19 protein-coding genes are annotated in these 24,346 nt (G+C 64.1%); 16 read left to right on the top strand and 3 right to left on the bottom strand.

Features of this window, described 5'->3' with window-relative positions:
* Position 1: 1 nt before the first annotated feature.
* The gene (locus CLU90_RS06220; RefSeq protein ID WP_092708993.1) at positions 2-880 is read right to left on the bottom strand and encodes an STAS domain-containing protein; all 879 of its coding nucleotides are present in this window, start codon (positions 878-880) and stop codon (positions 2-4) included.
* Between the two features lie 226 nt (positions 881-1,106).
* Here CLU90_RS06220 and CLU90_RS06215 point away from each other — a divergent pair, with 226 nt between their 5' ends.
* The 4 genes from CLU90_RS06215 (at position 1,107) to CLU90_RS06200 (ending at position 4,854) form a co-directional block, all read left to right on the top strand.
* Complete coding sequence (locus CLU90_RS06215; protein ID WP_100427440.1) at positions 1,107-1,520, top strand: hemerythrin domain-containing protein; 414 nt, start codon at positions 1,107-1,109, stop codon at positions 1,518-1,520.
* A gap of 33 nt (positions 1,521-1,553) precedes the next feature.
* Positions 1,554-2,735 carry an NO-inducible flavohemoprotein gene (gene hmpA / locus CLU90_RS06210; protein ID WP_100427439.1) on the top strand — a complete coding sequence of 394 codons (1,182 nt, stop codon included), beginning with the start codon at positions 1,554-1,556 and terminating at the stop codon, positions 2,733-2,735.
* 131 nt (positions 2,736-2,866) lie between these two features.
* Positions 2,867-3,175, top strand: a complete 309-nt coding sequence (locus CLU90_RS06205; protein WP_046682872.1) for a DUF485 domain-containing protein — start codon at positions 2,867-2,869, stop codon at positions 3,173-3,175.
* On the top strand, positions 3,172-4,854 hold the full coding sequence (locus CLU90_RS06200) for a cation acetate symporter (RefSeq protein ID WP_175539182.1): 1,683 nt from the start codon (positions 3,172-3,174) through the stop codon (positions 4,852-4,854). Before CLU90_RS06205 ends, CLU90_RS06200 begins: the two co-directional genes overlap by 4 nt.
* 63 nt (positions 4,855-4,917) lie before the next feature.
* On the opposite strand, the gene CLU90_RS06195 is transcribed toward CLU90_RS06200, so the two are convergent.
* Positions 4,918-5,373 carry an RrF2 family transcriptional regulator gene (locus CLU90_RS06195; RefSeq protein ID WP_092708984.1) on the bottom strand — a complete coding sequence of 152 codons (456 nt, stop codon included), beginning with the start codon at positions 5,371-5,373 and terminating at the stop codon, positions 4,918-4,920.
* A gap of 356 nt (positions 5,374-5,729) precedes the next feature.
* Between CLU90_RS06195 and ppc the strand changes: the two genes are divergently transcribed.
* The 12 genes from ppc to CLU90_RS06135 all read left to right on the top strand — a co-directional run bounded on the left by ppc (position 5,730) and on the right by CLU90_RS06135 (position 22,200).
* Positions 5,730-8,483: a phosphoenolpyruvate carboxylase gene (gene ppc, locus CLU90_RS06190; RefSeq protein WP_198511156.1), complete on the top strand. Its 2,754-nt coding sequence runs from the start codon at positions 5,730-5,732 to the stop codon at positions 8,481-8,483.
* 110 nt (positions 8,484-8,593) lie between these two features.
* Positions 8,594-9,604 (top strand): type I glyceraldehyde-3-phosphate dehydrogenase, encoded by a 1,011-nt coding sequence (gene gap, locus CLU90_RS06185; protein ID WP_092708981.1) that lies wholly within the window; start codon positions 8,594-8,596, stop codon positions 9,602-9,604.
* A gap of 86 nt (positions 9,605-9,690) precedes the next feature.
* On the top strand, positions 9,691-11,151 hold the full coding sequence (pyk, locus tag CLU90_RS06180; protein WP_092708978.1) for a pyruvate kinase: 1,461 nt from the start codon (positions 9,691-9,693) through the stop codon (positions 11,149-11,151).
* A 109-nt stretch (positions 11,152-11,260) separates the two neighbouring features.
* Positions 11,261-11,434, top strand: coding sequence for a hypothetical protein (locus CLU90_RS06175; RefSeq protein WP_157808752.1), 174 nt, complete (start codon positions 11,261-11,263; stop codon positions 11,432-11,434).
* 60 nt (positions 11,435-11,494) lie between these two features.
* Positions 11,495-11,977: a DUF3617 domain-containing protein gene (locus tag CLU90_RS06170; protein ID WP_092708970.1), complete on the top strand. Its 483-nt coding sequence runs from the start codon at positions 11,495-11,497 to the stop codon at positions 11,975-11,977.
* A gap of 135 nt (positions 11,978-12,112) precedes the next feature.
* Positions 12,113-12,619 (top strand): sigma-70 family RNA polymerase sigma factor, encoded by a 507-nt coding sequence (locus CLU90_RS06165; protein ID WP_100427438.1) that lies wholly within the window; start codon positions 12,113-12,115, stop codon positions 12,617-12,619.
* The gene (locus tag CLU90_RS06160; RefSeq protein WP_232731097.1) at positions 12,616-13,584 is read left to right on the top strand and encodes a FecR domain-containing protein; all 969 of its coding nucleotides are present in this window, start codon (positions 12,616-12,618) and stop codon (positions 13,582-13,584) included. Before CLU90_RS06165 ends, CLU90_RS06160 begins: the two co-directional genes overlap by 4 nt.
* A gap of 194 nt (positions 13,585-13,778) precedes the next feature.
* Positions 13,779-16,238, top strand: a complete 2,460-nt coding sequence (locus CLU90_RS06155; protein ID WP_232731096.1) for a TonB-dependent siderophore receptor — start codon at positions 13,779-13,781, stop codon at positions 16,236-16,238.
* Between the two features lie 74 nt (positions 16,239-16,312).
* Positions 16,313-16,681 carry a hypothetical protein gene (locus tag CLU90_RS06150; protein ID WP_092708957.1) on the top strand — a complete coding sequence of 123 codons (369 nt, stop codon included), beginning with the start codon at positions 16,313-16,315 and terminating at the stop codon, positions 16,679-16,681.
* On the top strand, positions 16,678-17,136 hold the full coding sequence (locus tag CLU90_RS06145; RefSeq protein ID WP_157808751.1) for a GNAT family N-acetyltransferase: 459 nt from the start codon (positions 16,678-16,680) through the stop codon (positions 17,134-17,136). The genes CLU90_RS06150 and CLU90_RS06145 overlap by 4 nt, the downstream gene beginning before the upstream one ends.
* 347 nt (positions 17,137-17,483) lie before the next feature.
* On the top strand, positions 17,484-21,191 hold the full coding sequence (locus CLU90_RS06140) for a PAS domain S-box protein (RefSeq protein WP_092708951.1): 3,708 nt from the start codon (positions 17,484-17,486) through the stop codon (positions 21,189-21,191).
* A 13-nt stretch (positions 21,192-21,204) separates the two neighbouring features.
* Positions 21,205-22,200 carry a response regulator gene (locus CLU90_RS06135; RefSeq protein WP_092708948.1) on the top strand — a complete coding sequence of 332 codons (996 nt, stop codon included), beginning with the start codon at positions 21,205-21,207 and terminating at the stop codon, positions 22,198-22,200.
* 276 nt (positions 22,201-22,476) lie between these two features.
* On the opposite strand, the gene CLU90_RS06130 is transcribed toward CLU90_RS06135, so the two are convergent.
* Positions 22,477-24,345: an esterase/lipase family protein gene (locus tag CLU90_RS06130; protein ID WP_092708945.1), complete on the bottom strand. Its 1,869-nt coding sequence runs from the start codon at positions 24,343-24,345 to the stop codon at positions 22,477-22,479.
* Between the last annotated feature and the right edge of the window lies 1 nt (position 24,346).

Here is a 24,346-nt window from a genome sequence, read left to right as displayed (position 1 = left end):
CTCAGTGTTGTTGCTGCTGGTAGGTGATGCTGGAACCCGTGCGTTTCAGGGCCACGACGAAGGCGTCGGCCAGGGTGGCCTTGGTCATCACGTCTTCCAGGTTGACCCCCAGGTGCACGATGGTTTGCGCGATCTGCGGGCGGATGCCGCTGATGATGCAGTCGGCCCCCATCAGGCGCGCGGCGGCGATGGTCTTCAGCAGGTGCTGCGCCACCAGGGTGTCGACGGTGGGCACGCCCGTGATGTCGATGATGGCGATCAGCGCGCCCGTGTCGACGATCTTTTGCAGCAGGCTTTCCATCACCACCTGCGTGCGCGCGCTGTCGAGGGTGCCGATCAGGGGCAGGGCCAGCACGTTTTGCCACAGCTGCACCACGGGCGTGGACAGCTCCAGCAATTCCTGCTGCTGGCGCAGGATCACCTGTTCGCGCGCCTTCTGGTAGATGGCGATGGTCAGCAGGCCCAGCTCGTCGAACAGCTTGCTGGTGCTGACGATGGCGTCGCCCAGCTGTTCCGGCTGCGCCGTGATTGCCTTGCGCAGGTAGCCGAACAGCGGCTCCTTGAGGGCGAACATGAAGCTGGCCGTGTCGATCGGCGAATAGCCCTGGCGCACGCGCGACTGCGATATTTCGGCAAGCAGCTGGCGCGTGTCGTCCCAGGCGCCGCCTTCCGTGTCGAACGAGTCGCCGCTTTCCAGCGCGCCCGCCAGCAGCGGCAGAAATTGCGACGCCTGCTGGCGCAGCTCGTTTTCCGCGATCTTGTCGCGTCGCACGAGGCGTCCGATCAGGCCGGCCATCCATCCGTCCAGCAGTTCCGCGTGGTGCTCGTTGATGATGCCGGCCAGTTGCTGCGCCTGGCCCGTGCCCGTCTTGTTTTTCATGCTTATCCTTGGTTCGAGTGGAGGGTGCGGCACGGCCGCAAGCGGGCACGCGCTGTGATGAGCAAATTATAGGCAGGCATGGCCGTAGCTTGTGTTCTGTGCCGCACATAGTGGCGCATGTCAATTTACATTCCTGCAGGAAACTTTGAAGTTTTAAAGATGTATATTATTTGCATGTTTAAGCGAATTCCACTACACTGGCGGCACTCAACAAGAGAAACACGCCATGAATATCGACAAATTCAAACAGCAGCACCTGGCCATCCTGGCCGCCATCGATGACTTGCGCCAGCTGGCGCGCGGCGGCGTCGCCGCGCAGGCGCAAGCCATCGCCGAACAGATCGTCGCCATGAGCGGCTTGATCAAGCTGCACCTGGCCGTCGAGCAGCGCTACCTGTATCCGGCCGCGCAAGCGTCGGGCGTGGCCGAGGTGGCCCGGCTGGGGCGCCAGTATGAAAACGAGATGCACGGCATCGCCGGCGCCTACCTCGATTTCGCCGGCCGCTGGAATACCCCGGTGCGCCTGGAAACCGAACCGGACGCCTTCCGCAGCGAAGCCAACACCGTGCTGCACGCCCTGTTCCAGCGCATGCGGCGCGAAGACCATGAGTTATATCCAGCTGTCGAGACGCTGGCCTGATACCGCTTACCCATATCCACACAGGAGTTTTACATGCTGACCCAAGAACAACGCGCCATCATCACGGCCACCGTGCCCATCCTCGAGCAGGGCGGCGAAGCGCTGACGCGCCACTTCTACAAGAATCTGTTCCGCGACCATCCCGAAGTGCTGCCGTACTTTAACCAGGCGCACCAGCACAGCGGCGACCAGCAGCGCGCGCTGGCCAATGGCGTGCTGATGTATGCCAGGCACATCGAACAACTGGATGCGCTGGGCGACCTCGTGTCGAACATCGTCAACAAGCACGTGGCCCTGCAAATCCGCGCCGAGCACTATCCGCTCGTGGGCGCCAGCCTGCTGCAGGCGATACGCGAAGTGCTGGGCGCAGAGGTGGCCAGCGACGCCGTCATCGACGCCTGGGCCGCTGCCTACGGCCAGCTGGCCGACATCCTGGCCGGCGAGGAAGGGCGCATCTACAAGGCGCAGGCGGCCGCACCGGGCGGCTGGAGCGGCGCGCGCGACTTTACCGTGCGTAGCAAGACGGTGGAAAGCGGCGAGATCACGTCCTTCCTGCTGGCGCCCGCCGATGGCCGGCCCGTGCTCGACTTCGCGCCAGGCCAGTACATCGGCGTGGTGGCCACGGTCGATGGCGTGCCCATGCGCCGCCAGTACTCGCTGTCGGCCGCCAGCAATGGCCAGACCTACCGCATCAGCGTCAAGCGCGAAGCGGGCGGCAAGGTGTCGAACCATTTCCACGATCACGTGCAGGCGGGCGACACGGTCCAGCTGACGCCGCCATCGGGCGACTTCGTGCTGAAGGACAGCGACAAGCCGCTGGTGCTGATCAGCGGCGGCGTGGGCATCACGCCGACCCTGGCCATGCTGACGGCGGCCCTGCGCGGCAAGCGTCCCGTGCATTTCATTCACGCGGCGCGCAACCACGGCGTGCATGCGTTCCGCCGTCAGATCGACGAACTGGCCGCGCAGCACCCGCAGTTGCAGCGCTATTACTGCTACGCGGAACATGGCGATGAACATGACGCGCCGGATGCCGTCGGCTTGCTCAATAAAGAGCAGCTCGGCCACTGGCTGCCGGCCTCGCGCGACATCGACGCCTACTTCCTGGGGCCGCAGCCGTTCATGCGGGCCGTCAAGCAATACCTGCGCGAGCTGGGCGTGCCGGAACAGCAGACACACCATGAATTCTTCGGGCCGGCCGCCGCGCTGAATTGATCTCGTTGCAAGTGACGTGTTGCCACGGCGAGAAATTCATCTCGCCGTAAGGGGCCGGTAAGGCTGGCCCCGTATTGTGAATGCAAGCTCGAAAACAAAAGAGCAGCTTTTTACAATAACGGAGGCAATATATGCATGACGATCTGGTTCAAAAAATCAAGAGCGACCCCAGCTACCATCAGCTGGTCAAGGTGCGTTCCCGCTTCGGCTGGGCGCTTACGGGCCTGATGATGCTGGTGTACTACGGCTACATCCTGCTCATCGCCTTCAACAAGGAATTCCTGGCCACGAAAACGGGCGCCGGCGTGATGACCTGGGGCATGCCGATCGGCCTGTTCGTCATCGTGTTTACCGTGCTCGTCACCGGCATCTATGTGCGCCGCGCCAACAAGCAATTCGACGACCTGACCAGCGCCATCCAGGCACGGGTGCAGGCATGAGCGCCGCCAAGCATGCGCTGCGCGGCGTGTCCTGTCTGAGCGCCTTGGCCTTGCTCGGCGCCAGCAACGCCGCGTTCGCGGCCGGCGCCGACCTGGGCCAGGCAGTCAAGCAACCGACCAACTGGACGGCGATCATCATGTTCGCTGCCTTTGTCATCTTCACCCTGTTCGTCACCAAGTGGGCGGCCAAGAAGACCAAGTCGGCGTCCGATTTCTACACGGCCGGCGGCGGCATCACGGGCTTCCAGAACGGTCTGGCCATCGCGGGTGACTATATGTCGGCCGCATCGTTTCTCGGTATTTCCGCCGCCGTCTTCCTGAACGGCTACGATGGCCTGATCTACGCCATCGGCTTTCTCGTCGGCTGGCCCGTCATCACCTTTTTGATGGCCGAGCGCCTGCGCAACCTGGGCCGCTTCACCTTTGCCGACGTGGCCGCCTACCGCTTCAAGCAGGCGCCGATCCGCATCTTTTCCGCGTCCGGCACCCTCGTCGTCGTGGCGTTCTACCTGATCGCGCAGATGGTGGGCGCGGGCCAGCTGATCAAGCTGCTGTTCGGCCTCGAATACTGGATCGCCGTCGTTCTCGTCGGTACATTGATGATGATCTACGTGCTGTTCGGCGGCATGACGGCCACCACCTGGGTGCAGATCATCAAGGCCGTGATGCTGCTGGGCGGCGCCACCTTCATGGCAGTGGCCGTGCTGGCGCAATTCAACTTCAGCCCGGAAGCGCTGTTCGCCAAGTCGGTGGACGTGCATGCCACCAAGGAAGCCATCATGGGTCCCGGTTCCTTCATCAAGGATCCGATCTCGGCCATCTCCTTCGGCATGGCGCTGATGTTCGGCACGGCCGGCCTGCCGCACATTTTGATGCGTTTCTTCACGGTGCCGAGCGCCAAGGAAGCGCGCAAATCCGTGTTCTGGGCCACCACCTGGATCGCCTATTTCTATATTCTGACCTTCATCATCGGCTTTGGCGCCATCGTGCTGGTAAGCACCAATCCCGAGTTCAAGGATGCGGCCGGCAAGCTGCTGGGCGGTAACAACATGGCGGCCGTACATCTGGCCAAGGCCGTGGGCGGCAACGTCTTCCTCGGCTTCATGTCGGCTGTGGCATTTGCCACCATCCTGGCCGTCGTGGCGGGCCTGACCCTGTCGGGCGCGTCGGCCGTGTCGCATGATCTGTATGCCACCGTCATCAAGAAGGGCAAGGCCACGGGCGCCAACGAATTGAAGGTGTCGCGCGTGACGACGATCGTGCTGGGCATTATCGCCGTGGTGCTCGGTATCGCCTTTGAAAAGCAGAACATCGCCTTCATGGTGTCGCTGGCCTTCGCCATTGCCGCCTCGGCCAACTTCCCCGTGCTGTTCATGTCGGTGTTGTGGAAGGATTGCACGACGCGGGGCGCCACCATCGGCGGCTTCCTGGGCTTGATCACGGCCGTCGCGCTGACGGTGGTGTCGAAGTCCGTATGGGTCGATGTGCTCGGCCATGGCGAAGCGCTGTTCCCGTATGCCTCGCCAGCGCTGTTCTCGATGACGGCCGGCTTCGTCGGCATCTGGCTGTTCTCGGTGCTCGACAAGAGCCCCCGCGCGCGCATCGACCGTGCCGGCTACGAAGCGCAGCAGATGCGTTCGGAGACGGGCATCGGTGCGGCAGGCGCCAGCGCGCATTGAGGTTTTGGATAGTTGCAGCAGGAAACAATGCCCGGTTCGCCGGGCATTGTTGTTTTTGTGCGCTTACTTTGCCACGCGCAGGGGAATCACGCCGGCCGCCAGCGCCGGCACGCCTGGCGTCGCTTCGAGTATCGATGCCAGGGTCACCGTGTCGAGCACGGCCAGGAAGGCGGCCGTGGCCTGGCCCAGCTTGGCTTTCAGCAGGCAATCGGGTGTCAGCGGGCAGGTATTGTTTTCCTTGTTGAAGCATTCGGCCATGAAAAAATCGCTTTCCGTCTCGCGCACGACGGTGCCGATATTGATCTCGGCCGGGTCGCGCGCCAGGCGCAGGCCGCCATTGCGTCCGCGCACCGTTTCCACGATGCCGGACAGGCCCAGCTGGTGCACCACCTTCATCAGATGATTTTTCGAGATGGCATGCAGGTCGGCGATGTCCTGGATGGTCACGAGGCGGTCGCGGTGCACGCCCAGGTACATCAGGGTGCGCAGGGTGTAGTCGGTGTAGGCAGTCAGTCGCATGGGCTTCGTTCATAAAGATGTGGAATACATCCTTGTTTCAGCCGCCAGCATACAGGAGAGCGTGTATTCGCCGCCACCGCGATGTGTGTTGCGCCGCCACTTTTCACCCTCGAAAGACAAAAGTTGATTGCCTTTCGCTTAAATGCGTAGTAAATTTTCATATTGTTGCCCTGGCAAACAGCTCGTTAGCCCTTATTGGCCCTTTGAATACGGTTTTTATTGATGGAAATCAAGAGGATGGTGAGACAATAAGGTAAATTTACTACAAATTCGACGATGGGCGTTTCCCGGGCCGGGAAGCGCGAACTACGCAATCTGTGCGGTACCGCCGGTGGCCGCCCCAGGAAATGAATACCATGCAAATGAATGAAGTGAAAGACGAGCTGCTGAGCAGCGATATCCGCCAGTTGGGCCGTCTGCTGGGCGACGCCATCCGCAACCACCTGGGCGATCCCGCCTTCGAGCGCATCGAACACGTGCGCCAGCTGGCCATCCGTTTCCGCCGCGACAATGATGAGGCGGCGCGCGCGCAGCTGTCGGACGCGCTGCAAGCGCTGTCGCAGCAAGAAACCACGCAATTGACGCGCGCTTTCAGCTATTTCTCGCTGCTGGCCAATATTGCGGAAGACCAGCATCACATTCGCCGCACGCGCGCCCATTTGATCGCCGGCTCGCCGCCGCGCCAGGGTAGCCTCAGCCATGCCGTCGGCAACGTGTTTGACGCGGGCAAGGCCGATGCATTGGAAACCTTCTTTGAAGATGCGTTCGTCAGCCCCGTGTTCACGGCCCATCCGACGGAAGTGCAGCGCAAGAGCATCCAGAATTGCCAGATGGCCATCGCCCGCCTGTTGAGCGAACGCGACCGCGTGCAGATGACGCCGGAAGAGGCGGAACAGAACGAAGAAGCGCTGGGCCGCGGCATCGTCACCCTGTGGCAAACCCGTTTGCTGCGCACGAGCAAGCTGTCCGTCATGGATGAAGTGGCCAACGGCCTGTCGTTCTACGACCACACGATTTTGCGCGAACTGCCGAAATTGTATTCTTCGCTGGAAACCATGCTGGCCCAGCGCGATGCCCGCTGGGAAGATGCGGAATTGCCGAATTTCATGAAGGTCGGCAGCTGGATAGGCGGCGACCGCGACGGCAACCCCTTCGTCACGGCCGACATCCTGCGCAGCACCCTGCAAACGCAGGCGGACAAGGTGCTCGACTTTTACCTCGGTGAATTGCGCAAGCTCGCTTCGCAATTGTCGCTGGCGCAAGTACTGAATGCCTGCAGCGAGCCGCTGCGCGCGCTGGCCGAGCGCTCGGCCGATGCCTCGCCGCACCGCGTGGACGAGCCGTACCGTCGCGCCCTGCATGGCATCCATGCGCGCCTGGAAAATACGCGCGTGGTGCTTTCCGGCAAGGGCAAGCAAGCCGACGGCGTGCAGCCTTACGCTGCCGCCGTTGAACTACTGGCCGACCTGGACGTGGTCCAGCATTCGCTCGTCAGCAATGGCTTGCGCGCGCTGGCCCGTGGTCGGCTGCGCCAGCTGCGCCGTGCCGTCAAGGTCTTCGGTTTTTCGCTGGCGCCGCTGGACTTGCGCCAGAATTCCGATGTGCATGAGCGCGTCGTGGGCGAACTGTTCGCGGGCGCCCAGCCGGGCCTCGTCTACCTGGACCTCGACGAAGAGCAGCGCATCAGCTTGCTGTTGGCCGAGCTGGAATCGCCACGCCTGCTGACCTCGCCATATGCGCAATATTCGGAAGAAACGACGTCCGAACTCGACATCTTCCGCGCCGTGCGCGAAGCCCATGCCAAATACGGCCGTGAATCGGTGCCTAACTGCATCATCTCGAAGGCGGCCAGCGTGTCGGACTTGCTGGAAGTGGCCTTGCTGCTGAAAGAAGTGGGCTTGCTGCGCCAGGACAGCCGCGAAGTGGACGTCAACATCATCCCCCTGTTTGAAACGATCGATGACTTGCGCGCCGGCCCCGCCATCATGGCGCGCGCCTTCGGCTTGCCGTTCTACCGGGGCTTGCTGGCTTCGCGCGCGGACCAGCAGGAAGTCATGCTCGGTTATTCCGACAGCAACAAGGACGGCGGCTTCCTCACGTCCGGCTGGGAACTCTACAAGGCAGAGATCGAGCTGGTGACCGTCTTCAAGGAGTATCAGATCAAGCTGCGCCTGTTCCACGGCCGCGGCGGTTCCGTGGGACGCGGCGGCGGCCCCAGCTACGAAGCCATCCTGGCCCAGCCGGCCGGCGCCGTGCAGGGACAGATCCGCCTGACGGAGCAGGGCGAAGTCATCACGGCCAAGTATGCGAACCCGGAAGTGGGGCGCCGCAACCTGGAAGTGCTGGTGGCCGCCACCATCCAGTCGACCCTGCTGCCGCAGGCGCAGCTGCAGCCGAAGGCTTCGGCCGGCGCGGGCCATCTGGCCGCGATGGAAGAGCTGTCCGGCACGGCCCTGAACGCCTACCGCGACCTGGTGTATGGCACGGAGGGCTTCGAGCAGTATTTCTGGGAATCGACGGTGATTGCCGAGATTGCCGCGCTGAATATCGGCAGCCGTCCCGCCTCGCGCAAGAAATCCACGTCCATCGAGGATTTGCGCGCCATTCCCTGGGTCTTGAGCTGGGCGCAATGCCGCTTGATGCTGCCGGGCTGGTTCGGTTTCGGTTCCGCCGTGCAAGCCTACCTGGCCGCCCATCCGGCCGATGGCGCGGATGTGCTGCGCGGCATGTACACGGACTGGCCATTCTTCACGTCCCTGCTGTCGAACATGGATATGGTCCTGGCCAAGAGCGACATCGCCATTGCCGGCAAGTATGCGGAACTGGTCAAGGACAAGGCCTTGCGCGACGCCATCTTCACGCGCATCCGCGCCGAATATGCGGCCACCCTGGACGCCTTGAAACTGATCACGGGCCAGGAAGAGTTACAGCAAGCCAATCCGCTGATGCAGCGTTCGATACGCAACCGTTTCCCCTACATCGACCCGCTCAATCACGTGCAGGTGGAGCTGCTGAAGCGTTTCCGCGAAGGCAAGCAGGATGCGGCGGCGCGCACGGGGATACATTTGTCGATTAATGGGATTGCGGCGGGGTTGCGGAATAGCGGTTAATGAAAATCAAGCCCAACAGCTAAGGCTGGGGTCGTACCCTCAGGGTACGACCCCGGTACTTGCACTTGGGTTGGCTTTACGAACTCAGCAGAAAACATCAAGGAGACAGCATGACCATCAAAGTTGCCATCAATGGCTATGGCCGCATCGGCCGCAACGTCTTGCGCGCGTTTTATGAAGGCGGCAAGCAGCAGGATATCGAAATCGTCGCCATCAATGATCTGGGCGACGCCAAGTCGAATGCGCATTTGACGCGCTACGACACGGTGCACGGCAAATTTCCCGGCGTCGTCACCATCGACGGCGACAATATGCTCGTCAATGGCGACCGCATCCGCGTCTTCGCGCAGCGCGACCCGGCCCTGATCCCGTGGGGCGAACTCGGCGTCGACGTGGTGCTCGAATGTACGGGTTTCTTCACGACCAAGGAAAAAGCGTCGGCCCACCTGAAGGGCGGGGCGAAAAAAGTCATCATTTCCGCGCCGGGCGGCAAGGACGTGGACGCCACCATCGTGTTCGGCGTCAACCAGCACGTGCTGAAAGCCACGGATACCGTGATTTCCAACGCTTCGTGCACGACGAATTGCCTGGCGCCACTGGTCAAACCGCTCAACGACGCCATCGGCATCGAATCGGGCCTGATGACCACGGTACACGCCTATACGAACGACCAGGTGCTGTCCGACGTCATGCATGAAGACTTGCGCCGCGCCCGCTCGGCCACGCATTCGATGATCCCCACCAAGACGGGCGCGGCCGCCGCCGTCGGCCTGGTTTTGCCGGAACTCAATGGCAAGCTCGATGGTTTCGCCATCCGCGTGCCGACGATCAACGTCTCGCTGGTCGACCTGTCCTTCATCGCCAAGCGCGATACGACGGTGGAAGAGGTGAATGCCTTGCTGAAAACGGCGTCGGAAGGCGCGCTGAAAGGCATTTTGACGTACCAGACGGAACCGCTTGTTTCCATCGATTTCAACCACAACCCGGCTTCGTCGAATTTCGATTCGACCCTGACCAAGGTTTCGGGTCGCCTCGTGAAAGTGTCGTCGTGGTACGACAACGAGTGGGGCTTCTCGAACCGCATGCTCGACACGACGGTCGCCCTGATGGCGGCCAAGTAGGAACGTAGTACCGCTGATCCAGCGCACCAGGACGGCCGGCCCACAAGGCTGGCCCTTGTAGCAACTTATTTTAGAAAGCAGCAACCATGACCATGCAAGTACAGCAACGCGCCACCAAGATCGTTTCCACCATCGGCCCCGCTTCGAACGATATCGATACCCTGGTCCGCATGTTCAAGGCCGGCGTCGACGTCGTGCGCCTGAACTTTTCGCATGGCAAGGCGCAAGACCATATCGATCGCGCCCGCATGGTGCGCGAAGCGGCAGCCCTGTGCGGCCGCGAAGTGGCCATCATGGCCGACTTGCAAGGCCCGAAAATTCGCGTCGGCAAGTTTGAAGAAGGCAAGATTTTCCTGGAAAACGGCGCCTCCTTCATTCTCGACGCGAAATGGGGCGAGAATGGCGAGCTGGGCAACATCGAGCGCTGCGGCCTCGACTACAAGGAGCTGCCGCGCGACTTGCGCGCTGCCGACGTATTGCTGCTCAACGACGGCCTGATCGTGCTGACGGTCGACAAAGTCGTCGGCAGCGAAATCCACACGACCGTCAAGATCGGTGGCGAGTTGTCGAACAACAAGGGCATCAACCGCCAGGGCGGCGGCTTGTCGGCGCCGGCCCTGACGGCGAAAGACATGGAAGACGTCAAAACGGCGATGAGCTTCCAGGCCGATTACGTGGCCGTCTCGTTCCCGAAAAACGCCACCGACATGGTCATGGCGCGCCAGCTGGCCAATATCGCCGGCGAAGCATGGGACCACAAGCCGATGATGATCGCCAAGATCGAACGCGCGGAAGCCATTCCTGCGCTGCAGGAAATCCTCGACGCGTCCGACGGCATCATGGTGGCCCGTGGCGACCTGGCCGTGGAAGTGGGCAATGCAGCCGTGCCGGCCCTGCAAAAGCGCATGATCAAGATGGCGCGCGCGTCGAACAAGCTGGCCATCACGGCCACGCAGATGATGGAATCGATGATCGTCAACGCCGTGCCGACCCGCGCGGAAGTATCCGACGTGGCCAATGCCGTGTTGGACGGCACGGACGCCGTCATGACGTCGGCGGAAACGGCCTCGGGCCGCTATCCGATCGAAACGGTGGAAGCGATGGCCGCCATCTGCCTGGACGCGGAAAAGTGGGATACCTGCAAGCTGGATGCCGATTTCCTCAACGCCACGTTCTCGCGCATCGACCAGTCGATCGCCTACGGCGCCCTGTTTACGGCCCATCACCTGCGCGTGAAAGCCATCGCCACCCTGACGGAATCGGGTTCCACGGCACTGTGGATGAGCCGCTGCAACATCGACATCCCCATCGTTGCCCTGACCCCGAGCGTGGGCACGCGCCGCAAGCTGGCCCTGTACCGCAACGTCAGCACGCTGGAACTGACGTCCGGCACCGACCGCGACAAGGTCTTGCAGCAGGCGGAAGATTTGCTGGTCGAGCATAAAGTCGTGGCCAAGGGCGACACCGTCGTGCTGACCTGGGGCGAGCCGATGGGCAAGGTCGGCGGCACGAACGCGCTGAAAATCATGAAGATCGGTCAGCACTGATCGTATTGGACCCGTATCCACCGCAATGGCAGATGCCCGATCTGCCATTGCGGCGGCCGCATTTCCGTGTCAGCATGGTTTCCTGCCTGCCAAGGCGCATCCGGAGTTCATGATGACTGCATACCTGCCTGCCTTGATCTGGTCCCTGTCGGCCTTCGCCTGCCTGTTCATCGCCAAACGCCGCGCCTTGAAAACAACGGCCGTGCGCGCCATCCTGGTGACTTTCCTGGGGCCGTTTGCCATCCCCTTCGTGCTGGCCGCGAGGCCCGGGATGCACGGCTAAGCGTGCGGCCTGCGCGCATTCCTCTTTGCTATATTCAAACTTTTAGCTGAAGGAAAGCCCATGAAGCGCAACGCGACCTTGATTCTGATGACTGTTTTCCCCCTGTGTGCGGCCACGTTCGCTTCGGCGGCCGAGCCGGCGCAGCGCTTGCAGCGCGCCACGGGGTTGTGGAAAGTGACGCCCGCCACCTCGCCATTTTCCTGGGAAATCTGCGTCGACCACGCGCGCGACCGCCTGATCGACGACGACCTGTGGTCCGGCTTCGAGCAGGAATGCAAGATCGAGTCGCACAGCCGCCAGGGCGACAGCTATCAATTCGAATCCAGCTGCCCGGACGCCAGGCTGGCCGCTACCTTCAAGGGCGACCTGGCCAAGGCCTATACCCTGAGCGCCGACACCACCGTGCAAGTCAATGGCAAGAGCGAAGTGCAGCGCACTGAACTGGCAGCCGTGTTCCAGGGCGCCTGCCCGGCGGGGCTGGCGCCGGGCGCGAAGAAAATGCGCGGCGGCATGGTGATGAAGAGCTTGTACACCGACCGCTAAGCGCCAGCAGCCACGCTGAAACAACAGTTTCCAGGGATAGGCAGGCACCGGCATTGACGCCGAAGGCCATGATTTGTGATAATGAGAATTATTATCAATTAGACGCGCCTTGCCTGGCGCGCATCGGAGTCCCCAGTGAACATTGCGCAGTCCAGCGAATCGATAGCCGGCATCTACAGCCACCACCATGGCTGGCTGATGCGCTGGCTGCGCGCCAAGCTGCAGTGCGCCGACCATGCGGCCGACCTGGCGCACGATACCTTCGTGCGCCTGCTGATGGCGCCGCCGGAGAACCGGCAAAGCTTGCGCGAGCCGCGCGCCTACCTGACGACCGTGGCGCAGCGCCTGCTGATCGACCATTACCGGCGCCTGTCGCTGGAGCAGGCGTGGCTGGAAACCCTGGCGCAGCAGCCTGAATTGCTGATGCAGTCGCCGGAAGAGCGGCTGCTCGTGCGCGAAGCCTTGCAGCGCATCGACGCCATGCTCGACGGCTTGCCGCCGCTCGTGCGCAGCGCCTTCCTGCTGGCCCACGTCGATGGCCTCGGCTACGGGGAAATCGCCCGGCGCCTGGCCGTGAGCGAGCGCAGCATCAAGCGTTACATGGTGCAGGCGTTCGAGCGCTGCATCCTGCTGATCCTGTGACCGCTTCCATCGATCCCCGCGCGGCGCGGGCGGCGGCGCAATGGCTGGTGCGCCTGCACGGCGGCACCTTGACTGCGGACGAGCAGCAGGCGTTCCAGGCCTGGCGCGCCAGCGATCCCGCCCATGAAGCGGCCTGGCAGCGGGCCGAGCTGGTGTGCAGCACCCTGGCCAGCGTGCCGCCCGCGCTGCGCCAGACGGCGGATACGGCGCCGCAGTCGCCGCAGCGGCGCGCCGTGCTCTACGGCCTGGCCGGGCTGATCGCGGCCGGACCGGCCCTGTGGCTGGCCAGCCAGTCGACGCCCTGGCAAGCGTGGCGCGCCGGCATCCGCACGGCCAGGGGCGAGATCCGCCACATGACATTACCCGACGGTACGCAACTGGTGCTCAATACGGACACGGCCATCGACGTGCGCTTTGACGGCGCGGCGCGGCAGGTCTTGCTGCATGCGGGGGAAATCCACGTCGCCACGGCGTACGACGCAGCCGTGCCCGCGCGCCCGTTCCTCGTGCGCAGCAGCAATGGCGCCGTGCGCGCGCTGGGTACGCACTTCAGCGTACGCCACCTTGGCAGCGTGCTGGCGCCGCGCACGCAGGTGAGCGTCAGCGAGGGCGCCGTCGAGATCCAGCCTGGCGAAGTTCCCGGCGCCCTGCGCAGGATCGATGCGGGCTGGCAGGGCAGTTTCGATGACCGTGCCGTTTCTGTCTTGACGCCGCTGGCGCCGGGTGCCGCCGGCTGGCTTCAGGGCGTGCTGATCGCCGAGCGCATGCCGCTGGGCGCGGTGCTGGAACAGGTGGCGCGCTACCGCTATGGCGTGCTGCGCTGCGATCCCGCGCTGGCGGCCATGCCCGTGGACGGCATCTTCCAGCTGAACGACCCGGACAACATCCTGCTCTTGCTGCAGCGATCCTTGCCGATCCGGCTGGTGCCCCGCACGCGCTACTGGATCAGTGTCGAGGCGGCTTGAGCTGGTCGGCTTACGCGCGGCTGCGCCCCGCTAAGCCGACCTACGGTGTTCCATCTAGCAAACAAGCGCCACTATTTACATTTTCCTTGTCCCTTTTTGCGGATTGCTTCGTCATACAAGGTAGAGAACGAACAATCCGAACCATCGAAAGGGTCTACATGGCTTTGCAGCACCGTAACTTTACCGCAGCACGCATGACGCTCCACCCCACCACCGGCGCCGTGCGTGCCGCGCTGGTTCTGCTCCTCGCCGCGGGCGCGGCCGGCGCCGGCTTGCCGCACATGGCGGTGGCGGCCGAGTCCAGCCCGGCCGCCACCATGCGTGACTACAGCATTCCCGCCGGCAGCTTGCGCAGCGCGCTGGCCTCGTTTGCCATCGCCGCCGGAATCAACCTGTCCACCCAGGGCGTGGCGCTCGACAGTCTGGCCACGCCGGGTTTGCAAGGCCGCCATGGGGTCACGGCCGGCCTGCAAAAACTGCTGCAGGGCAGCGGCCTGGAAGTGGCGGACGGCGGCAATGGCAATTACCTGTTGCGCAAAATGAATACCGGCACGGCTGATGGCGGCCTGGCCAGCATGCCGGCCGTCGTCGTCAGCGCCGAGGCCGACCGCGCCACGGAAGGCACGGGTTTATACACGTCGAGGAATATGTCGACGGCCACGGGGCTGAATTTGTCGCAGCGCCACACGCCGCAAACGGTCAGCGTCATTTCGCGCCAGCAAATGGAAGATTTCGATTTGACCACCTTGCAGGACGTGGCGCGCGCCACGCCCGGCATCTATGGCAAGACGCAAGGCGTGTCCGACCAGGAAACCACGTATTTCGCACGCGGCTTTGCCTTGAGCCACGTCAACGTCGATGGCTTGCCGCTGGACGTCACGGGTTTCAATGAACGCAACGTCTCGGCCGACATGCTGATGTACGACAGGGTGGAAGTGGTGCGCGGCGCCACGGGCCTGATGGAAGGGGCGGGCGCGCCGTCGGGCAGCATCAACATGATACGCAAGCGCCCCACGGCCACGCCCCTGCTGAACACCTCGGCCCACCTGGGCAGCTGGAAGGACAGGCAATTGACGGTGGACGCCAGCAATGCGCTGAATGCGTCGGGCAGCGTGCGGGGCAGGGTGGCGGCCAGCTGGCGCGACAGCGACAGTTTTGTGGACGTGGTCAACAACCAGAACAGCACCGTGTATGCGATCGTCGAGGCGGACCTGACGCCGTCGACCACGGCCGGCATCGGCTTTTCGCGCCAGCACAGCCGCACCGATGGCGTCTTCGTCGGCTTGCCGACCATGCTTGACGGCCGTCACATGGACTTGCCCCGCTCGACCTTCCTGAATAATGCCGACTCGGTCCAGAAGCGCGACAACAACGTCGTCTTCGCCGACCTGGAAACAAAGCTGGAGCAGGGCTGGCGCAGCCGCTTTGCCATCACGCGCATCGAGGCCTCGTCGAGCACGCGCAACACCACCAACAGCCGCATCGATGGCGAAATATACAAGCTGAACCAGTCGGAAACGGGCTGGAAGTACAACACGGAGCAAGTGGTGGCCGACTGGCGCCTGAGCGGCCCGGTCACCTGGTTCGGCCGCCAGCACGACGTGATCGTCGGCGCCAGCTACCGCCATGACGACTCCGACGCGGGCCAGAGCTGGGAAGGCGCCGGTACGCGCGTGATCGATATCCGCCAGTGGAATCCCTACGCCTATCCGATGCGCGGCGCGCCGTTCGAGCCGTACAACTGGGGCCGCAAGACGGACGAGAAGGGCATCTATGCGGCCGGCAACTTCAGCCTGGCCGATCCGCTGCGCCTGGTGCTGGGCGGGCGTTTCGGCTGGTATGCGCAGGACGTGACGGGCTGGTATTCCAGCAACCCCGCCTGGCGCCGCGGCCTGACGGAAAACGCGAAATTTACGCCGTACGCGGGACTCGTCTACGACGTGGACCGGCATCACTCCGTGTATGCGAGCGGCACGCAGATATTCGAGCCGCAAAGTTCGCTGGACGTGCGCGGCAACACCTTGCCGCCCTTGAGCGGCACCAACCTGGAAGTGGGCGTCAAGGGCGAGTATTTCGGCGGCAGGCTCAATGCCAGCGGCGCCCTGTTCCGCATCCGGCAAAACAACCGCGCCATGGCCGATGAGCTCAATTGCCCCACGGGCGGCGCCATCTATTGCGCCCGCGCGGCCGGGCAGGTGCAAAGCGAAGGCATCGATCTGCAATTGTCGGGTTCGCCCTTGCCGGGCTGGCAGATATCCGGCGGCTACACCTATGTGCTGGCCAAGTACACGCAGGACAGCGTGGCGGCGAATATCGGCCAGCGCATCGCCACGGACGAACCGAAGCAGTTGTTCAAGCTGATGACGAACGTACAGCTGGGCGGCGGCCTGGCGCAATGGAATGTGGGCGCTTCCATATATGCGCAAGACAAGATTGAGCGCCGTGACACGGCTTACCTGACGCGGCAGGGAGGCTACGCCATCGTCGGGCTGACGGCCGGCTACCATATCAGCGAGCAGCTGCAACTGCGCCTGAATATCGACAACGTGCTCGACCGCCGCTATTACCAGGCGCTCGGCTATTCCTGGTCGGGCGGGCTGGAGCGTTACGGCGCGCCGCGCAGCGTGCTGCTGTCCTTGCACTACAAGATGTAGCCGTCGTGCCAGCGGAGCGCGCCTGGGCGGGCGCCTCTGCTACACTGCCGCCGTCCTTATCTTTTCACTTTGCCATGACCGCTACTCCTGTCCTCACGCCCCTGAAAAACGCTTTCCAGCAATCGCGCGCCGAAAACAACATCGAGCTGATCCTGCCCGAACTGCTGGCCGCGCAATTGCACGTCGTTATCGGCGGGCAAAGCGAACAGATCGACCTGTTCCTCGTGCCGTCGCCCAATCCCGAGCGCCAGTGCGTGACGGTGGCGGAAGACCCGGCTTTCCTGGCCGGCATCGCGTTTCCGAAGATTCCCGTCACGGGCGCGCAACTGGTCGCGTCGATTCCGGCCGAGATCGAAATCGTCATCCTGCATGGCGATGGCGCCAATTATCTGACGCGCGAGCAACTGGCATGGTTCCGTGGCATGCTCGTGCAGAAAGAATGATCGCCAGCGCTGCCTTGACCCTGCGACCCGTATGCGCGGCCAACGCCGAGGCCGTCATCGGGCTGCCGCTGCATGCGGCGCAACGCGATTTTATTGCCAGCAATGCCGATTCGCTGGCGCTGGCCGCCAGCCACGCCAACATGCACCCGCGCGCCATCCATGCCGGTGACGAACTGATCGGCTTTGCCATGTACGCGCTGCCGGGCAGTGCGGGGCGGCAGGATACGCACGTGCTGTACCGCCTGATGATCGCGGCGCCGTGGCAGGGGCAGGGATTTGCCCGCGCGGCCCTGGCCCTGCTGCTGGACGAGATGCGCGCGCGTGGCGCGGGCAGGGTGGTGCTCTATTACGTGCCCGCCAATGTGCGCGCCCGGCAGCTGTACGCGCACGCCGGTTTTGTCGAGACAGGACTCGACGACGATGGCGAGATGATGGCCGAGCGCCTGCTTTCCTGAGTCTGTGGCATCGAGGCAGCAGAATATTCTTCTTTTGGCAATTGTATTGCTGAAGTCCTATGAATATTTTCGTAAAGCAACTATACTCATGGCTCTTTAAAAAATCATCGTCACGCTGGCGGCCAGCCATCCGCGCCAGAGTTCGTACGCATTCCGCTTTTTCACTCTGTAAAAAGCACCTTTCCCCCGCGCGGCAGGCGCGGGCGTGATGACCGAGCCTTGCCCTGGTCGACTGCTACCGTTGTCATTTCCGCTGTATTGCCGCTTTACTAAAAAGCCTGGCGACGGCGCGCGGTGTGCCGTCATGTTTTGCGACGTTAGGTTTCACTCTCTTATGCCACGACAGTATGTTTAGTTCCATCTTTGCCGTATCGGCCGATACCACGCAGTACATCTATGGCACACACAATGCGTGGCTGGTGCTGTTTTCCATCGGTATCGCCATCTTTGCCTCGTTCATGGCCTTGCAGATCGCCGGCATGGCGCGCAGCAGCGAGCGCGGCTTTCAGCGCCAGACGGCCATCATCACGGGCGCCATCGCGCTCGGCGGCGGCATCTGGTCGATGCACTTCATCGGCATGCTGGCCTTCGACATCTGCACGCGCGTGTCCTTCGATCCGGGCCTGACCTTGCTCTCCATGCTGCCCGGCATGGCCGCTTCGTGGGTGGCGCTGCACATGCTGGCCCGCCCGAGCATCAACTGGCGCCAGCTGGTGGTGGGCGGCGTGCTCGTCGGCGTGGGCATCGGCTCCATGCATTACAGCGGCATGGCCGCCATGCAGACGTCGCTGGCCCTGCGCTACGAGCCATGGCTGTTCGCCCTGTCGCTGCTGGTGGCCGTCACCATGGCCATGCTGGCGCTGTGGGTACGCTTCGGCCTGAATGCCATGCGCCAGCGCTTGAGCCCGCTGGCATCCTTGCTGCTCAGCAGTGTGGTGATGGGCCTGGCGATTTCCGGCATGCATTACACGGGCATGCTGGCGGCGCGCTTTTCCGGCACGCCCACGGCAGGCGAGAACACGATCACCGTGCAAGCTTCGTTCGTGGCCCTGGCCGTGGCCCTGATCACCGTCACCCTGACCGTCTTCGTGGCGGCCGCGAACGGCTTGCTGCGCTACCGCCAGCTGCTGCGCCACGCCAGCGTCAGCGAATCGCGCCTGCGCGCCATCGTCGATACGGCGGCCGATGGCCTGATCACCATCGATGGCCAGGGCAAGGTACGCTCCTTCAATCCCGCCGCGGAAAGCCTGTTCGGCTGGCGCGAAGCGGAAATCGTGGGGCGCGACGCCAGCGTGCTGCTGCAGCCGGCCGATGCGGCCCAATACGAGGGCTATCTGCGCGATTATCTGGAAACGGGCGCCTCGCGCATCCTCGACAGCGGACGCGAACTCGATGGCCGCCACAAGGATGGCGCCGTGCTGCCCATGCGCGTGGCGATCGGCAAGATCGATACGCCGGGCCAGCCCCTGTTCGTGGCCTTTGTCACGGACATGCGTTCCTCGCGCAGCATGGAGCAGGCGCTGAAAGACAGCGAGCGCCAGTACCGCACCCTGATCCGCAACATCCCCGGCGTGTCTTTCCACTGCAGCTTCGCGCCCGAATGGAAGATGATTTTCATCAGCGACGCCGTCTTCAACCTGACGGGCTGGATGCCGCAGGACTTCGTCGAGGGGCGCGTGCGCATCTTCGACCTCGTGCATCCGGACGACCGCCAGCGCGTCAACGACACCTGCGTGCAGGCGGCCGGCGAACGGCGCGATTTCGAGAACGTCTACCGCATGATCCACCGCGACGGGCGCGAGCGCTGGGTGCGCGAAAGCAGCGGGCCCGTGCTCGATAACGACGGCGTGGTGCGCTGGATCGACGGCGTCATCCTCGACATCACCGAAAGCGAATTGCGCAATGCGGAATACGAGGGCAAGGTGACGGCCATCTCGCGCGCGACGGCCGTCGCCGAGTTCGACCTGCAGGGACGCATCCTGGCGGCCAACCAGAATTTCCTCGACCTGACCGGCTACCAGCTCGAGGACGTGCTGGGCCTGCACCACAGCGTGTTCTGCGAGCCGCGCTACGTGACCTCGCCCGACTACGTCGCGTTCTGGCAGCACCTGGCGCATGGCGAATTCAATACGGGCGAGTACAAGCGTCTCGGCAAGGATGGCCGGGAAGTGTGGATACAGGCTTCGTACAACCCGATCTTCAACACGGACGGCAAGCCGTTCAAGGTGGTCAAGCTGGCCACCGACGTGAGCGAGCGGCGCGCCATGCAGGAAAACCTGCGTGCGGCGAAAGACCGCGCCGAACTGGCCGCCGAATCGAAGACCAGCTTCCTGGCCAACATGAGCCATGAAATCCGCACGCCCATGAACGCCATCATCGGCTTTACGGAAGTGCTGCTGGGGACAGCCCTGGACAGCCTTCAGCGCCGCCATCTGGGCACGGTGCGCCAGTCGGCCCGTTCGCTGCTGGAACTGCTCAACGACATCCTCGACATGGCCAAGCTGGAAAAAGGCGCCACCGAGCTGGAACTGGTGGACTTTTCGCTGCCGGACCTGGTCGACCACGTGGCCGCGTCGCTGCGCATCACGGCGCAGGCGCGCGACCTGGTGCTGCATGTCGACGTCGATCCCGGCATGGGCCAGTTCTTCCTGGGCGACGCGCGCCGGGTGCAGCAGGTGCTGACGAACTTGATCGGCAACGCCGTCAAGTTCACGGAAGTGGGCCACGTGCGCGTGGCCGTCGGCATGCAGGGCGAGAAAGTGCATATCGCCGTGCACGACACGGGCATCGGCATTCCCGCCGACCGCCTGGACAAGATCTTCGCTCCGTTCACGCAAGCCGATTCCTCGATGAGCCGCCGCTTTGGCGGCACGGGCCTGGGCACGACGATTTCGCTGCAGCTGGTCGAGCTGATGGGGGGCACCATCACGGTGGAAAGCACCCTGGGCGTGGGCAGCGTGTTCCACGTACTGCTGCCGCTGGCGCCGGGCAAGGCCGTGTCGCGCCGTAGCGAGCAGCCCGTGGTGGCCTTGCCGCCGCTGCGCATCCTGGCGGCCGACGACGTGCCGCAGAACGTGGAGCTGCTGCTGATCAGCCTGGGCGCGGCCGGCCATCAGGTGATCGCCGCCAGCGATGGCGAGAGCGCCGTGCGCGAGTTCAGCAAGGGCAGCTTCGACGTCGTCCTGATGGACGTGCAGATGCCGCGCATGGATGGACTGGAAGCGACGCGCCTGATCCGGGTGTACGAGCGCGAGCAGGGCTTGAAGGCGACGCCCATCATCGCCCTGACGGCCAGCGTGCTGGAACAGGACCGGCGCGCCGCGCAGACGGCCGGCATGAACGGCTTTGCGTCGAAGCCGCTGGAAATGCACAAGCTGACGGCGGAGATCGCGCGCCTGCTCGACATCGCCGTGGCCATGCCGCCGCCGGCGGCCGGCGCGGCGGCGCGTGCCGCCACCGGCCAGGTGGACTGGCAGCGCGGCATCGCCCTGTGGGGCGGCCGCGAAGCCTTGCAGCGGGCGATTGGCCGCTTCGTGCAGGCCAATGGCGACTGCGCCGCCATGCTGGCGGCGGAACTGGAACGGGGCGGCGGCAGCGTGGCCGGCCACCTGCTGCACCGTATCAAGGGCGCGGCGGGCAACCTGTGCCTGGTGCAGGTCGAGAGCCTGCTGGGCCGCATCGAGCAGGCGATCGCGCGCCAGTTGCCGGCGACCGAATTGCTGGTGCAGCTGGCCGCCGCCTTCATGGCGCTGGCCGGCGAACTGGAAGAATCGGGCATGCCGGCCGTGGCCGTGGGTACGCCGGTTGCCGGTGTGCCGCTCGATGCGCCCGCCTTTGGTGCCTTGCTGCGGCAAGCCATCGCCAGCCTGGAAGGCGGGCAGCTCGACGACGCCCTGATGGCGCAGATCGCGGCCATGCTGGCGCCGCACGGCCAGCAGCCGCGCCTGCAGGCGCTGACCAGCGCCATCGACGACTTTGAATTCGCGCGCGCCGCGGGCGTGCTGCGCCAGCTGCTGGCATGGCTGGAAACGCCAGCGCCTGCCGACCTTTCCTGATATTGGGCTTACGATGACCTTACACGAAGACAAACCGATCCTGCTGCTGGTCGACGATGAAGCGACGAATCTGCAGGTGCTGCGCCAGATTTTGCAGGACGATTACCGCCTGCTGTACGCCAAGGATGGCGAGAAAGCGCTGGAACTGGCGCAGAACAATCCCGTCGAACTGATCCTGCTCGACATCATGATGCCCGCCATGACGGGCTATGAAGTGTGCCGCCAGCTCAAAGCCATGCCGGCCACCGCGCCCATTCCCGTTATTTTCGTCACCGCCCTGTGCGACGTGAAGGACGAGGCGGACGGTTTTGACGCGGGCGCCGTCGATTACATCACCAAGCCGGTCAGCCCGCCCATCGTGCGCGCCCGCGTGCGCACGCACTTGTCGCTGGTGGACGCCGAGGAATTGCGCCGCTCGCGCCTGCAGGTGATCCAGACCCTGGGCCAGGCGGCCGAATACAAGGATAACGAGACGGGCATGCACGTCATCCGCATGAGCTATTACGCGCGCCAGCTGGCGCTGGCGGCCGGCTACAGCGCGGGCAGGGCGGAAGACCTGCTCAACGCGGCACCCATGCACGACGTGGGCAAGATCGGCATCCCCGACGCCATCCTGCAAAAGCCGGGCAAGCTCGATGCGGACGAATGGCAAGTCATGCGCAGCCACGCGGCAATCGGCGCGGCCATCATCGGCGAGCACGCAAGCGGCCTGTTGAAAATGGCGCGTACCATCGCCCTGACGCACCACGAGAAATGGGACGGCAGCGGCTATCCGCAAGGATTGAAGGGCGAGGAAATCCCGCATGAGGGCCGCATCGTCGCCATCGCCGACGTCTTCGACGCCCTCACCAGCGAGCGTCCGTACAAGCGCGCCTGGACGATTGACGAAGCCATCGCCACCATGCAGCGCGACAGCGGCACGCACTTCGACCCGGAGCTGCTGGCGCTGTTCATCGAGCAGTTGCCGGCCATGCTGGAGATCAAGGACAAGTGGCGCGAGCCGGTGTGAACGGGCTGCGTGCCAGCCTGGCAGGTCGGATTAGCGAGGCAAAGCCCCGCGTAATCCGACAACGTTGTTGGCGCTGCCCAAAGTGAAGCTAACAATGTTGTCGGATTACGGCTCCGCCTAATCCGACCTACGGTTGCCAGCCCAGCCATTGGCACCAGTCGGGTAGGTTGGCTTAGCGCGGAGCGCGTAAGCCAACATCACCATGGGCGTGGCCAATAATATTGTCGGATTACCGCCTGCGGCCTCGGCGGCCCCGCCTAATCCGACCTGCGGTAGCTAATCCGCCAGCCGCAGAATCCGCCGTATCTCCAGAATCGCCTGCGGGCTTTCCTGCACGCTGTGCCACGACGGGATGACTTTTTCCGACTGCGCGCCGTCGAGGTGGGCGCTGGCGTAGGGCACGACGCCGTCGCTCGATTCCGCCAGCGGCAGGTCCGGCGTGTCGTTGCCCATGATGGAGTAGTAGCGCACTTTCGGGTTGATGGGCAGGTCGGCCACCAGGCGCACGAACGGGTCCTTGTCGCTGAGGTTATCGATGCTGTTGGGGATGCGCAGCGGCTCGCTGCTGCCCGTGTCGAGCTGCGCCAGGCTCCCGGCCGCGTCCGACAACTGGTCGAGCATGGTGATGGGCAAGGTGACGAGGTTGGCGATCCAGCGCGCCACCTTGTGGTTGGCGAACGAGGTGCCGCGATGCGGCGCGGCGATGAAGATGGCGCGGTTCACCTGCGGCATGGCCGTGAAATTGAGGTAGGGCGCCAGTCCGGCGCGCACTTTTTCCGCCTTCTTGCCTTTCAAATTGTATTCTTCCGTGATGGCGTCGAGCAGGGTGTTGCTGGCGTCGGAGACCATCAGGCGCGCCAGTACGCCGCCCATGCTGTGGCCGATCAAGACCATGTCGTTCGCGGCCGTCGCCTTGGCCGCAGGGTCGAATTGCGCCAGGGTCGCGTTCAGCGCCTTGCGGATGGCGGCGTTGTTGGCCGCCAGCGGCGCGTTGCTCGGGTAGTACACCTGCCAGATCTGGTAGCGGCGGCGCAGCTGTTCGTCGCCCATCAGTTCATTTGCCACGTTGATCCACGCTTCCGGGCTGCTGGCCAGGCCGTGCAGCATGACGATGGTGCGCTTGTTCGGGTCGTAGGGCTGCATCAGGTGCACCTGCGGGCGCGAAATGCCGTCGGCGCTGCCGAACAGGGTGCGCAGCGCCTGCACGCCGAAGCCGGAGCGGGCCAGCCACAGGCCATAGCCGGCCGTGAAGTTGGCCGCCACGGGCAGCTCCTGGCCGGCCATGCGCGTCGATTCGCTGCGTGTCGGGTCGACCAGCATCACCAGCAACTGCTGCGTGGCCAATACCTCTTGCAGGCTGTTGCCACCGAAGCGTATCAGCGCCGTGACGACGGGGAAGCGGCTTTCCTGGAAGGCCGCGTCCCTGGCTCCGGCGGGCTTGGGCATGACGGCCACGAGGTCGGCGCCGAAGCCGTCGCGCCGGTACACATTGCGCAGGCCGGAAAACGACAGCGAGGTGGCCGGCAGCAGTTCTTCGGGCAAGGTGCCGTCTTCGGGCAGGCGCAGGGCCGACAATTCGCTGTCGATCTGCCAGCCGGCGACGCGGATCACATTGCCGTCCGGGCGGTATTCGCCACGGTGGCGGAACAGGTTGCCGACGGCTTTTTGCACGGCATAGTTATAGTAGTCGCGGATTTGCGTCTGGCGTTCCTCGAAGGCGCGCTGGCCCGGCGTGCGCGTCGTGTAGAACAGGTAGGCATACGCGTAGCGGGCCGACTCGAGCCAGGCGGCCAGCGTTTCGGCACTCGGGTGGCCGCCCTGTTTTTCTTCCGCCAGCGCGCTTTCCAGCCACAATTCGGACAGGGTGGCCAGGCGCTGCTCGTCGCTGAGCAGCTCGGAGCGGGCCAGGTCGGCGCGGCAGCTGCCCGTATTGGCTTCGCAGGCGGCGATGTCGCTGCCGATGATGCGCAGCACTTCGCTGGCCGAGGCGCTCAGTTTGCCCGTCGTGAGGATGTCGCCGCGCCGCTGCTGCAGGTAGTCGGCCGGCGAGATCGCGCTGACGGTGACGGCGGCGCAGCCGCTCAGCAGCGCCGCCGCGCACAGCAGGGCGCCCAGGCGCAGGCGCCGCATCAGCGTGGCCGGCATC

Source organism: Janthinobacterium sp. 67 (genome assembly GCF_002797895.1).
In the GTDB taxonomy this organism is placed as follows: domain Bacteria; phylum Pseudomonadota; class Gammaproteobacteria; order Burkholderiales; family Burkholderiaceae_D; genus Janthinobacterium.
The sequence above is the reverse complement of the archived record's forward strand: the minus strand, read 5'-3'. Positions and strand labels throughout refer to the sequence as shown.